Raw genomic sequence first — 14,315 nt, 5'->3', positions numbered from 1 at the left:
AATATTTATCTCATTAAATAAAAAACCGGGAAATAAAAAACCGCGAAGCCTTGCTGCTTCGCGGTTTTTCTGTGTTTGCTCTCCAAAGCTTTCATTATTCTTTTATTCCCTTCCTGTAGACTCAAATATACAAGATATGATTCTGTCTATGAGAAAAATCTCATAGATTGTCGAAAAACAAGGGTGCTGTGATGAAGGGGGAATTGGCGTGAAGAACCACCGGGCAAAACAGAGAATAAGGCTCTTGCTCCATTGGCTGTTGATTGTCAGTCTAATTGCGGGGCTGTGGAGTCCCGGACTTTGGCAGACAGGCCAGGCAGAGGCTGCGGCTGTGAACGGGACAGCCTCTGCTGCGAGCGATATTAACGGTCATTGGGCGGAGCCGCAACTAAGCGATTGGATAGGAGGCGGGTATATCAAAGGCTTCCAGGATGGAAGCTTCCGGCCTGATCAGACTATCTCACGTATAGAGTTTGTGGCGTTAGTGAACCGCTTGTTTGCTTACCAGGGAACGGGAAAGATCAGTTTCAAGGATGTTCCCTCTGCGGCCTGGTTCGTCTCACAGGTGCAGGCAGCGGTCCAGGCCGGATATGTGAAGGGATTTCCTGACGGGACCTTCCAGCCGGACAAGCCGTTGTCACGGGTGGAGGCGGCCGTAATGCTCGCCAAGCTTACGCCTGTGCTGATGAAGGACGGCGAAGATCCGCTGAAGGTATTCAAGGATGCCGGCAGTATTCCGGGCTATGGCCGTGATGCGCTGGGTGCTGTGCTAAGTGCCGGTTACATGAAGGGTTTCCCGGATGGAACGATTGCAGCTTCACGGCAGCTTACACGGGCCGAAGCCGTTGTGCTGCTGGATCGTCTGAAGCAGCAGTCCGGCAGCCATGCAGAGGGAGGGATCATTCCTCCAGCGAAGACTCTGGAGACGGGCGGCACTTATGGTCCTGTTACAGGCTCGTTCACCGTTGCCGGTGATCTTACCCTGAATGCGCCGGGCATAACGCTGCGCAACGTTCAGGTTCAAGGAAATCTGCTCATCGGCTCCAAGGTTGGAGACGGAGAGATCTACCTTGAACAGGTGACGGTACAGGGCAGCACAGATATTCAAGGCGGCGGTGCCCATAGTGTACATATCAATCATTCGCAGCTCGGTGTTGTAACCGTGGATCGGGCGGACGGTCTGGTACGGGTTGTGGTCGGCGGGACATCGATCATCAGGCAGTTGAATGTCCAGTCCGATGCCAAGCTTGAGTCAGAGCAGAGCGGGACAGCTTCCGGCGGTATTGAGGGAGTTGTCATTTCAGGGTCGGGTGAAGTCACCCTGAGCGGGGAGTTCAGCTCGGTGGAGATTAAGAGCAACGTCAAGGTTGTGGTCACCTCGGGGACCATAGGCCGCTTAAGCGTTGCAGGGGGAGTCAGCGCTTCGTCCATTACGCTGAACGAAGGCGTGAAGGTAAGTGATCTGGAGCTGCATGGCACAGCAAGTGTATCAGGCGCGGGAGAAATCGTGAAGGCACTGGTAGATGCTCCAAAAGTAGTGTTTGAACGTTCCCCCGGCAGCGTGGAAACTACGACACGCGGAGAGTATACGGTTACTGCTCCGGCTGCAAGCACGGCTCCTGCCGGAGCAGGTGGAGCGGGTGGAACTGGCGGAGGAAGTGGTGGTGGCGGTGGTGGCGGTGGCGGAAGCAACCCGACGACCCCGCCATCTCCAACATCTACTCCATCCCCAACACCTCAGCCAACCCTGCCGCCTGCAGAGCAGCCGCTTGAGGTGGCAGTTACTGCTGCGCTCGGTACTCTGAGCGGCTTCATGCTCAGCTTCAGCAAGCCTGTTGCGAATCTGACAGCAGCAGAGCTCTCGCTGAAGGATACAGCTGGGCAGGCTGTGGGGATATCCTTCATCGGCTCTCTGAACGGGGGAAGCTCTTACCGGGTTGCCGCAGCCTTGAAGGATGGGGAGACCTACACTGTTACACTCTCCAAGGCAGGGTATGCCTTCGGCGCCCCGGTAACCTTAGTTATTCCAGTGACTACACCGGAGGATATTCGGGTGGCCACGGCGGTGCAGAATATCAGCGTAGCGGGCTTGGAGGTCCAGTTCGATCAGCCGGTAGCCGATTTGCCGCTGTCTGGCTTCACCCTGAAGCGCAGCGGGACGGGCGAAGCTGTCGCTATTCAAGAGGCTGCTGCCCATAACGGCGGAAGCTCTTACCAGCTGACAGCTGCCTTGCAGGAAGGGGCTACCTACTTGTTAAGCGTGACGAAGGCGGGCTACCACTTCGGCGGGGTTGTGTCCGTATTCGTTCCGGTCACGGACCCGGTAGTGATCCCGGTATCTGCTGAGGTCTACGGCATCACGGAGACGGGCTTCCAGGTATCCTTGAATCCACCGGTTGCGGGTTTAACCCCAGCTCATTTCGCTTTGACAGCGGGGGATGGCAGCAGCATTCAGGTGGACGGAGCGGCCTCCGCAGAGGATGGCGGTGTATACACGATTACTGCAGGACTTGTCCCGGGCAGCACCTACACGCTTAGTATGGAACGGAGCGGCTATAGCTTCGGGACAGCGCTTGAAGTGACTGTACCAGCCGTAGGCAAGGTGAAGGTTGAACCTTCGATTGGTACCGTGCGTACTTACGGCTTTATCCTGTCTATGGATAAGACAGTGCCGGAGATAGATTCTCTGAGCCTGGTGCTGGAGAACGCGGCGGGCGGGCAGGTCAGTATCGATATGCTCAGTACAGTGGTTCCCGGCCGGCAATATGAAGTGTGGGCCAGTCTGGCCCCGAAGGATTGGTATACCCTTTCGCTTGATATGGACGGGTATGAGTTCACGGAACCGGCCGCTCTGGCGGTCCGGGCAGAGGAAGTTCCCTCTTCGGCAGGCTGGGTGACGCATAGCGGATTTGAGCTGCAGTTTGCGCAAGGTACGCCAGACTTCTCGGCAGGCGATATGACTCTGCAGGCTCCGGGCGGCGGGGCCGTAGCCGTGGATGAAGTCCAGCTTGGTCTGGACAGGAAATCTGCAGTGATAGCTGCGGATTTGCCCGCAGCAGGAAGTTATGCTTACCATGTCAATCTCTATGACGGACGGTTCATACAAGGGACCGTTGTTGTTCCTGAGACCGTGGAAATCAGTAAGTATACGACCTTCGACGGGTATCCCGGTGCTTATAGCGGCCTTACGGTTCACTTCGGGCGGGCGGTACCGGGGTTGACAGTCTCAGCCTTTGAGCTTAAGAACAGCAACGGCGGGGCGGTTGTATTGGACTCGGCGGGCTCCAGTGACGGAGGCCGTACCTACAAGCTGCTTACCACGCAGATTAATGCCGGAGGCCCATTTGTACTTGGTATTACGGCTCCGGGCTACAGCTTCGGGAAGCCGGCTCTGCTGGTGAACGCGACTCTGAATGTGTGGGGCGCGGGGCGGAAGCCGACCCAATTCATGGCCGGACTGAATCCGCGCGTGCCGGATTTGACCGCTGAACATTTCAGGGCCACGGATCTGGCAGGCCATGAGGTTGCGATTACAGGTGTGACATGGGATAACCAGCAGCGGATCTATGTAGTGGCTTTTGACGGAGAGGGCGGTCAGAGTTATTACGTATCGGTTCAGGCGGACGGGTATGACTTCGGCGCGCCGAAGAAGATATATGTGTATGCCCAGAACACGGTAGTAGATCCGACTTACAGCGGCTTCACGCTGGTGATGTCACCTGCGATGAAGATTAATACGCAATACGGCTTTAAGCTAACCAAGGCTTTTGGAGGCCCGGAGGTTCCCATCAAGAAGGTCGTCATGAATGACCCGGAAGGCGGAAGCTATCAGTTCTCAGCCGCCTTGACCCCGGGCTACTATAGTCTCGCGCTGGATGCAGATGTGGACCCGAATGTGGTCTCCTTTGCGGTTCCGCTAATTGCTACAGTCTCTGTCGATGAGATTGAGAACAGTGGGCTGCTTGCGAAGCTCGATTATGCCGTGGATGGGCTGGGTGCAGGGAATTTCGTATTGTTGAACAACGATACAGGAGATCCCGTAGTGATATCCTCAGCAACAACGGCGGACCAGGGCGCAAGCTACCGGCTGTCGGCCCACCTGGCGGGAGGCAGCTATACTCTGAAGCTGACCGGGCATCTACCGGAAGCAGGGGTGAAATTCAAGGTTGCAGCGACCACAGACGCAGGGACAACCAGCGTCTCGAAGATCACGAGTGCGGGCTTCGAGCTTTCTTTTGCCAACCCGGTGCCGGGCCTGCTGCCTGATGACCTTACGATCACGGATGCGCAGAATAACAAGCTGAACGGAGTTACGTTAACCACGAGTGATAATGGCGGGACCTATCAAGTGCGGGTAACGCTTGCGGAGAATGCGGACTACACGATTGTGCTGAAGAAAGGGTACATCCTCTTCGGCTCGCCGGTCACGTTCCATGTGAATAAGTGGATTGCCGCCAGCATAGCGGATGTAACGAAGGACGGGCAGTTCACCTTGAAGTTCGCTCCCGAGTTCCCGGAGATTGAGAATTATCTGGGGCTGTCGTTAACGGATGAAGCCGGCACGCTCTATTATCCGAATCTGTTCGAGTCGGCAGACGGCGGGGCGAGCTACCAGCTTCGAGTGCCGGGCAATCAGTTGAAGCCGGGTATGGCCTACATGGTCAAGCTGGACAAGGATGAATTCTCAATGAATCCAGTCTCCTTCCGGCTGCCGCCAACGCTGACAGTTATGGAGGCGACAACAGCAAGTGTGAAGGTGCAGCTGGATGCGCCGGTTCCGGGGCTGGCCCAGCGGCATTTTGTAATCCGAAATGCCGCTGGTGACAGCATTGCACTGACTTCAGCGGCAACAGCGGATGCAGGCGCTCACTACACCCTTGCCGGTACCTTTGCCGGAGGGCAAACGTATACGGTACAGTACAAGCCGGATGTAACTTATCAGGTGAATGAACCCGTAGCTTTTCCAATATCGAAAATCATTACGGCTGCACTCAGCAATATAACGGTACTGGGGTTCAAGCTTCAATTCAGCTCCAAGGTTGCCGGATTGACCCCGCAGCAAGTAATCCTCCGTGATCCGAGCGGGAATCCAATCCCTGTGAATGAGTATTCACTCAAGACAACGGATCAGGGCCTAAGCTACCAGGTGACGCTGAATGCGGTGGCCGCGGGCAAGGGGTACACCCTGGATCTGGCGCGAGAGGACTTCCGGCTGGCTTCTCCGGTCTCCTTCGATATCTCGGCGTCGGCTGCCCTCCGGCTGGTGGGCACGGTGCTGAACAAGATTGTGGTGTCTGTCTCTCCGAATCTGCCGGATATGACCGAAGAGCATTTCGCGTTGTATGACAGCAAAGGCCGCAAGATCGCGATTACGGTGACTTCTCAAGGTCCGGCAAGTGCGATGTACAATATTGAAGGGAAATTCGACGCCTTCGAGACGTATACTCTGCAAGCGAAGTATCCCGGCTATCTGTTCGGGGCTCCGCTTACGGTGGGCTTCCAAGTAGGGGTGTATGCAATCATTCACGGCCAGTCGCGGAGCGGCTTCAAGCTTGTTTTGAGCTCGGAGGTGCCCGGTCTAAGTGCTGCGGATATTACCGTCACTGATAAAGAGGGTAATATCGCTGCGGTACAATCCCTCCAGGCTTCCACTGCTCCAGGGAGCTATAACGTGCTTGTTCCGCTGGCCGGAGGCAAGACGTACACGGTGAAGATTGCTGCGAAGGCGCCGTATGTTTTTGACAGCATTGACCCGTTCACCTTGAATGCGGCTTCGGCCACGGTGGATCAGTTGTCTGTGACCGGCTTCAAGCTGAGCCTGTCCTCACCGCTCAGTCTGGACCCCGGAAATGTCAGCCTGACGGATGACCAAGGCCAAACCGTCAACTTAAGATCGGTCATTACCCGGGATGCGGGCCGGTCTTATGAGATTAGTGTCTATCTGAAGGCGGGTGTGCAGTACAAGCTGGGCCTGCATGTGGCGGGATACGACCTGGGTACGGAGCTGCCGTTGTCCATCCAGGCTGTAGCGGCTGCGTTCGAGGGGATGGAAACCGGGAACAATCAGGCGTTCACTGTGCGCTTCGATCAGGCGATGCCAAGCCTGCTGCCGGGTGATTTCAACATCAAGCAAGGAGACAACGCTACAGTCTACCATCCTATGAAAATATCGACAGCGGACGGGGGATTCACTTATAAGGTAGAAGCGAGCTTCTGGGGAACAGAGCGTTACTCGCTGCGTATTGTCAAGCACGGGTATGACTTCGGCACCCCGATCTTCATTGACGTTCCGGCTGGGATAAGCGCGGCAGTGTTGAGAATAGGAGCGGACTACGTGGAGATCGGACTGAATCCCGGTGTCTTTGGAATGAGTGCCGCTGATTTCACGGTGAAGGATAGCACAGGGCAAGTGTTGCCTGTGTCCTCTGCGGTGACGGACGACCATGGCTTGACTTACCGCCTAAAGGCAGCATTTGCCGGAGGCCAGACCTATACGATTGCGCTGCAACAGACGGGTCATGACTTCGGGGAAGTCTTGCCGGCTACGCTGCCGAGTGTGATTGCAAGTGAGGTTGGTCCTGTTAACGGGCAAGGCGTGAGTGTTCTCCTGAACCCGGCTGTTGGCGGGCTTAAGGCTGGCAGCTTCAAGCTGGTTAATGCTGCCGGGCAGTCCACTCCGGTTACAGTCGTCAAGGAGCTGAACGGGGGGGCCGGTTATGTATTGTCTGCTAATCTTGCAGATGGAGCGGTCTATACGCTGGCTGTGGCCGGGACAGGCTATGACTTTGGGGCAGCTCTTGCGGTGAAGGTGCCGGTACAAGTTGCACTCAGCTATGACAAAATTCAGAATGACGGGCTTACGGTGAAGCTGGACCCGGCTATTCCGGGACTTAGCGCAGCCAGCTTCATCTTGAAGGATGCGGAGGGCAATCAGAGCGTTGTGTCTGCGGCAACCACCTTAGATGGAGGTGCGACCTACGCCATGCGGGCGGCGCTGCAATACGGGGCCACCTACAGTCTGAATATAGCGGCAGCCGGTTATGATTTCGGCACGGTGCTGCCGTTCACGGTGCTGCAGCCTGTCGCCAAATCCATCGAGGCGCTGTCCAAGAACGGGTTCACCCTGCGGCTGCAAGCCGCAGTCCCGGATTTGAAGGTCAGCCACATTCTGCTGAAGGACAGCAGCGGCGAGGCTGTTGCGCTAGATTCCCTGGTGACGGCGGACGGCGGGCTGACGTATCAAGCGGCGGCGAAGCTGACGGAAGGGGCGGCGTACCGGCTGGCGCTGACAGCTCAGGGGTATGATTTTGGACCGTCGGTTCATCTGGATGTCCTTCCGATGCTGCAATTGACAGCGAGCAGCATTAATACCTCCGGCTTCAGTCTGCATCTGAGCAAGGCCGTGCCTGACCTGAATCTGTCCTCCGTGCACCTCAGTGGACCCGGCGGGCAGAGTGTAACCCTTACCGCAAGCTCATTCTATGATGCTAATCCGGGTACAGCCGATGCGGGCAAAATCTATCTGGTGCGTGTGCCTATAGCCGCCGGTCAAACGTATACGCTGATGGTGCAAGATCCGTCCCACCCGGTAGAAGGGCCGCTCGAAGTGGTGCTGCCAGTTGAGGTTACGAGCCAGGTCACCCGTGCGGATGCCGGCGGAATAAGTGTGCTGCTGGGCCGCAAGGGAATTGATGTGCAGCCTGAGGATGTGGAGCTTCTTACGGCGGCAGGCGATAGGATCAAGGTGACGGGGATCGCTGCGGGAACAGACGCAGGTACCTACATCATTCAAACCCAGCTTGCCGAAGGCAGTACGTATTCGCTGACTCTGAAGAAGGCGGGGTATGACTTTGGGGCAGCGGTTAAGGTGTATGTGGCTTACCGTGTCACTTCAAGTATCACAGGTGTGAATGAGAATGGCTTCACTGTAAGCTTCAGTACACCGGTTCAAGGTGTGCAGTTCAGCTTGCAGGATGCCGGCAACAACCCGGTAACACTGGGTCCGGTATCCACTGCAGACTTCGGACAGACGTACAAGGTGGCAGCGAACCTGGCTTACAATAAGGAATTCAAGCTGCGGCTGGATGCAGCGGGGTATGATCTCGGTGCGGAGCTGACGGTGAATAATGTAAGCACGCCGCCGCTCCTGATGGATGCGACCTCTTCGGAGAACGGGACCCAGGTTATCCTTACGTTTGACAAGCCGCTGGCCAGCGTAATAGCAAGCGGGTCCTTCTCCGTCAAGATCGATGGTCAATGGCAAAGCTCCGTGACTGCGGTACTCGGGGCAGATCCGGCGCAGATTCTCCTGAGCTGGAACAGCAGCGGCCGGGTGATTGGTTCAGCCTCCACGGTATCGGTGGCTTACACAGGGGTGAACCGGGTAAAGGCGGTCAATCAGACGTTCCTGGCTGTCTTTGACGAATTGCCGGTGGCGAATGTGGCGACCCTGCTCGGGTTCGTCACCAGCTATGCCTATAAGAACGATGCAGCCTACCCGGCTCAAATACTTCACAAGCAATACGGCAAGACTGCGCTGGAGACGGCGGAGCTTCTGCGGGACGGCGGCTTCAAGGCAGCGAATCTGTACCGTGCGGTGCTGATCGAGTATGGGATGATCCGCTCAGAACTGACGCCGATCCTGTATGCAATGAACGCGGATGCGTCAGCGCTCTATGATGCTTACAATTCGCTTAAGCCGGCTACGGCTGCGTATGATGGATTGATTGTCCCAGAGTTTCTCTCGGCAGGCTATTCGATCAGTGAGATTGCTCCAGTGCTCCAGCGATTCGGTCTGCTCAGCAAAGGCATCCTGGGATATCTGAAGCGCTACAATGTATCCGTTACAGAAGCGGCGAAGGTCCTAAAGGGTAACTGGAATGAAACAAGCGGCAATACCGTACAGTTACTCCGGTTGACAGGTTATGACAGCCTCGGGATTGCCGGAGCTGTCCAGAGTGCATATGGTCTGAGCCATGCACAGGCCGTGTCCGCCATGGCCGAAGGCAAGCAACCGGCAACGGAATCGGCAGCGGTCATCAAGGAGCTGTACTCGGGCGATGCCGTTACCAGTGCGAATTGGCTGTCCCAAGCGGGATATTCGGCGGCGGATGTGAGCAAGGCGATTGCAGAGCAATACAGCTTTGCTGGCGCGGCAGAAATGCTGCGGGCCTTCATGGGCGCTGGCTTCCCGGCGGCGTATACGTATTCTCTGCTGCGCCGGGAATATTCGCAGCAGGATGCGGCGACAGAGCTGCTGAACGCGAAGGTGTCTGCACGGGAAGTGGCCGAAGCGGTTAAATCGGCCGGAGATGGTGCCTCCGTGATCATTAGCGCCTTAATGGCCAAGCACTATGAGGTGCAGGAAATTGCCATCATCGTGAATGATTTATGGGTGTCGGCAGGTGTCACGTTAAGCGAGGTGCTCGCTCAATTCGCCGCCAGCGGGTATCAGGCTTCAGCACAGGCCGCGCTGTTGCGTGAACAGTTCGGTGCAGAACTCCCGGCAGCGATTGCGGCTCTCTCTCCAGGGCTTACCCAATCCCAGCGGGAGCATATCCTGAAATATCTTCTGGACGGGGGCTATGATCCGGTTCAGCTGGCGGACTATTATCTGAAGCAGGGCAGCAATACCTATGAACTGTTCAGACAGTTCAGGCTGGCGGGCAAAACGCCGGTACAATCGCTGCAGACAATGTATGATGCTTACAGACAAGCGGGAACAGCGCTCACGCTGAGCGGTGCAATGGATCTGTTCTACCATGATTACAACAACCGTTATGAAGCAGCCGATGTCCTGACGGCGCTGCGAGCCGTATTCGTCCAGGATAGGGATGGGCAGGCGGATGCTACCGCAATAGCGGCAGCCATGAGTAATTCCAGGCTGTGGGATAAGGTTGAGATTGCAGGGCCGCTTATCCGGCAGATGGGCCTCACGATGCAGGATTGGGTGGAGCTGGAGCGCACCGAGGCCTTTTCCCGATTTGGCTGCGCCTGTGATGTGCGGACGGTGGTGAAGGATACCCAGTATTTATTCGCTGGTGCGACGCTGCCGGATATCACTGTTGCCATGAGCTTATCCAGCCGGTATACCTTGAATATGATCGTGGAAGGGACGATTAATCTCTACCCTACAGGGGGTGTCAGAGCGAAAGGAATGCCTTACCTGATCTCTGCGCTGAAAAATGCGGGGTATTCCTTCGAAGAGGTCGCTGCTGAATTCGACAGTCAGGGGTGGAGTGAATGGGTGGCCGCTTTCAGCACATACGGAATTGCAGCAAATGATGTGACTGCTTATCTGGTTACAAAAGGTCTTACCATGAGCCAGGTCATTGACCGGCTGGCTCCGTATCCGCTGAAGGACCGGGCGCTGGTGCTGCGCGAGGCTTACGGGCTGGATAGCGCTGCTGCGATGGCACTGCTCATCCAGCAGACGAACGAGGATCAGGAGGATATCGGCCGGGCGGCGGCCTGGGCCTACGGCAGCGATCCAATCTCGCTGTGGATTCAGACGCTGCGGGCACAAGGGGCTACGGCTGCCTCCGTGATTAACACGCTTGCTGCTCGTTACCCTGCCTACTGGCAGTCGGACAAGGTGGGTCCGGCCCTGATTCAGGGCGGATTCAGCCAGGACGAGGTCATGCGGGGGCTGCTGATCCATGCCGGAGTGCGGGGCAACCTGCAGGCGACGCTTGGGCTGCTGCAGTCGCTCTATAGCCAGCAGCAGTTTACCATTGCCCAGCTCCTGAGCGCTGCCAAGCTCGTATCGCCGGAGGACGGGCTGGAATTTCTGCAGAAGGGCGGCTACAAGCTGCCGGATATGGCCCGCGCACTCAAGGATTATTACGGGCTTACGGCCGGAGAAGCAGCCAAGCTGCTTACCGCCGCTTATCCGAATGATCAGAGTCTTATTCTATCCGGGCTTGCTTCCGTATACGGACAGACGCTCGGAAGTACGATAGCAGAAGCACTGCAGGAGCAGGGAATTACTGAAGTAAGCGCAGCTGTTGAATATCTGTGGAATGCGGGATTTGCGCCTAGAGATATTGCCAGCTCAGCCAAAGACGCCTTCCACCAGGACGCAGGTCAGACGGCGCTGCTCTTCGTGCAGAAGAATATTCTGGCTGACAGGAATGTGCTGGTAACGACCCTTGCCGCAGTCTATGGACAATCTGTTGAACAAGTGATTCATGCACTGCTTGTCCGGCAGGGATCTCCCTCCTTCGAGGAAGCCATTTCCTTTGTGTTCCAGGCCCGGTTCAGTCTGGCGAACAGCATCAGGCTGGCCAAGACAGAATATGGATTATCTGCGGGAACAGCCTTGCAGCTGCTCACAGATTCCCGGCTATACCGCCAGGAGGATATCCTTGCGGGTGTGACGGATATCTACCGGACCTCGCAGCGTGAGAGTATAGTGGATTCACTGGCAGCCAGCGGGCTGGTCACCCTGGAATCTGCTGTATCCTTCCTGCGCAACATGAAGTTCGATCTGAACGGGATCGTCCGGGTGGGCAAGGAGCATTACCGGTTAACGGCCGGAGAGACTGCCGCCGCTCTGACCGTCGAGGGATCTTATGGTGATGAGGACATACAGAATTCGGTGTCCTATGTATACGGGCAGAATCTGACGCAGACCCGGCTGGATACGCTGAATGCGCTGGGGATCACCGTGTTCGCCGATGCTGTGCCGGAGCTGAGAAGCGCCGGATTTGCACTCGCCGACCTAGTCCTAGCAGGCAAGACGCACTACAAGCTCAGCGCCGGAGAGACGACTTACAGCCTGCTGCAATCCGGGGGCTATCCGGTGGCTGACATTCTGGCTGCTGTGGCGGAATACTACGGCAAACCGGTGAATGATAGCGTGGAGGAGCTGCTGAACCGCAGCGGCATTGCCTCCATCCAGGATGCAGCGCCATATCTTCGTTCGCTGGGCTACACGCTGCAGGATGTGATCGAAGTATCCAAGAGCTATTATGGAAATTCGCTACAGGCTACTCGGGATGCTTTGCTGTCGCTCCAATTGGAAGACGCCAGCATTATAGAATGGACGGTGCGGCAGGTCTACGGCACAGCTGTGGAGGAAGGCAATACGGCTGCAACGCCTCAATCTATCCTGCAGGAAGCCGGAATTACAGGAGAGCAAGCGGCCATTGCCTATCTATGGACTGCGGGCTACCCGCTCCAGGATATTGTCAAAATGCTCAAAGAGTATAACGGCCAATCTGCGGCGGCTGCCGCAGCACTGCTGATTGCAGACGGATCGTTCAGTGCTTCAGCAGTTCTGAGCAGCATCAGCGCCATTTATGGGACCACGTATGATGCCGCCACAATGGAGTTCTTCAGAGCGCAGGGTATTTTCACAGATGCCCCGCAAGCGGCGCAGGTCTTGAGCACAAGCGGCTACCGGATGGCGTATATCGCAGAACTATTGAAGAAGAGCTACGGCAAGACGGAGGCGGAGGCGAAGGAGATCCTGAACGGACTGGGTATTTACACAGCGGATGCGGTACAGAAGACAGTGGCTGAGGTGTATTTTGCAGTGGGCACATCCTCTGGAACTCTTCAGCAATTGCTTGATCTGTATGGAATCACGGGTGCAGAAGCTGCTGTAAGCCTGCTCTATAAGCAAGGTACAGCGATACAGGATATCCTCCAGTATTTGAAGGATGCTTATAACTTGGGTGCCGATGAAGCAACCGCCCTGCTGGCAGTGCATGTCAAAGGTCCGGAGCTTGGTCTGGCCGTCACTACGGTGTATTACAGCAGCACGAATATCGGCTACCTCGCGAAGCTGATTCCGGCAACCTCTATGGGCAGCCCGGGAACGGTTGCGAGTTATATGAAGGCGAAATTCAGGGATACCGATATCGTGCTTGCGCTGAAGGTGATTTTCAATCTGGATGCGTTGGGTGTGCAGGATGCGATCTCCACTACGATCATGTCTGCGGAGCGTGTTCGTGCAGCGGTGACTGAAGTGTTCGGCGCTGATCCGCTCTACGCCTATCTGAAGCGTATGAAGGACCGGGGAGCAAATGCCAATGATGTGGCTGCCGAGCTGTATCTGCGGGGGCTGCTTGAGCTGGCACCGTCCAGCTACCTGGTGGATACGCTGCGGAGCCTGGGTTATGACAATACCAGCATTCTGAAGATGCGCTACAATTACTTCAACGAAGCGCGCCAGAATGCAGGTACGGAAGAGGAGCAGGGAACACAGCTGGTACAATTGGGTGTTAATACGCCAGCCGCTATCGTTCAATATTTGCGGAAGTGGAATCTGCTCCCGTACAAGGTCATTAAGATTGTCAAGGCAGGACTGCCGAATGCGCCAATAGCAGAGATTGCTCTTGCCATGCGTGAGTACGGATATACGGGTACGGCGATTATGGGAGGGCTTGATGCAGTAGGCGAAGGCGGGGATGCTATTGCCGCGATTCTCAAAAAGCTTGGACTCTCAGTACCGCAGGCGCTGGTCTTCCTGAGAGACTGGCCCGTGGACGAGCAGCTGCAATGGCTGATCCGCAATGACTACACACCAAGCGAATACATTGCTTATCGGAATGTGCAGACCGACAACACTATTGCAGTTCTGAGGCAGCAGCTCGGCCTGTCCGCAATTGATGTTGCCAAGCTGCTGAACAAGTATAAGGGCAGTATGAGCCACTACTCTTTAGCCAAAGCGCTGTATGACGGAGGATTTACACAGGTCAGTGAGGTTGCGGGTGCTCTGATCTCGATCAATTATCAGCCGGTCTGGCTGCTGGGATTGCTGGTGGGAATTGGCGGCTGGACAATGGATGACATCGCCCAGGGAATGCTGGATTCCGGTCTGATCTCACTCGTGGATCTGGGCACTGCGATTCAGATGGCCACGGGCGGCGTGCTCAAGGAGACCTACCGTATTCTCAAAAAGGTATCCACCGCCAAACAGCGGGAATTCTATGACAGTCTCGATTCCCTGGAACGCAAATTGCTGGACAACAATGAAATCGCCATGATTGTTGTCGTATCCGCCATGCGCAACGGAAGGATTAGTATTTCCGATGCCACCAATCAGCTGAAGGTGACGGAAGGGATTGAACCGGAGGATGCACTGAAGGTGCTGATTGTATCCGGAGCCAACGTGCTGGATTCGGCAGGAGCCGTATGGGATGTCTACCGCGATTATATCGGGGCGAAGATTGTCCTGAAGATGTTCGAAAAGGCGGCAGGTCAGTATATTAGTGACTTCAAAAATTACTACAAGCTGGTCATGACATTATCCAAGATTATTTATAAATTATCCAAGTAAGAAATGAGGTTACGTCAAAGGCCGGTCC

General features: G+C 55.9%; 1 protein-coding gene. It reads left to right on the top strand.

Annotation, left to right across the window (positions count from 1 at the left end):
- Positions 1–208 precede the first annotated feature (208 nt).
- On the top strand, positions 209–14,287 hold the full coding sequence (locus MKY64_RS21930) for an S-layer homology domain-containing protein (RefSeq protein WP_340955698.1): 14,079 nt from the start codon (positions 209–211) through the stop codon (positions 14,285–14,287).
- Positions 14,288–14,315 lie beyond the last annotated feature (28 nt).

Origin of the sequence: Paenibacillus sp. FSL R7-0210, assembly GCF_038009085.1 — a bacterium.
In the GTDB taxonomy this organism is placed as follows: Bacteria; Bacillota; Bacilli; order Paenibacillales; family Paenibacillaceae; genus Paenibacillus_AQ; species Paenibacillus_AQ silagei.
Note: the sequence above shows the minus strand (reverse complement) of the source record. Positions and strands in the feature narration are given on the sequence as shown.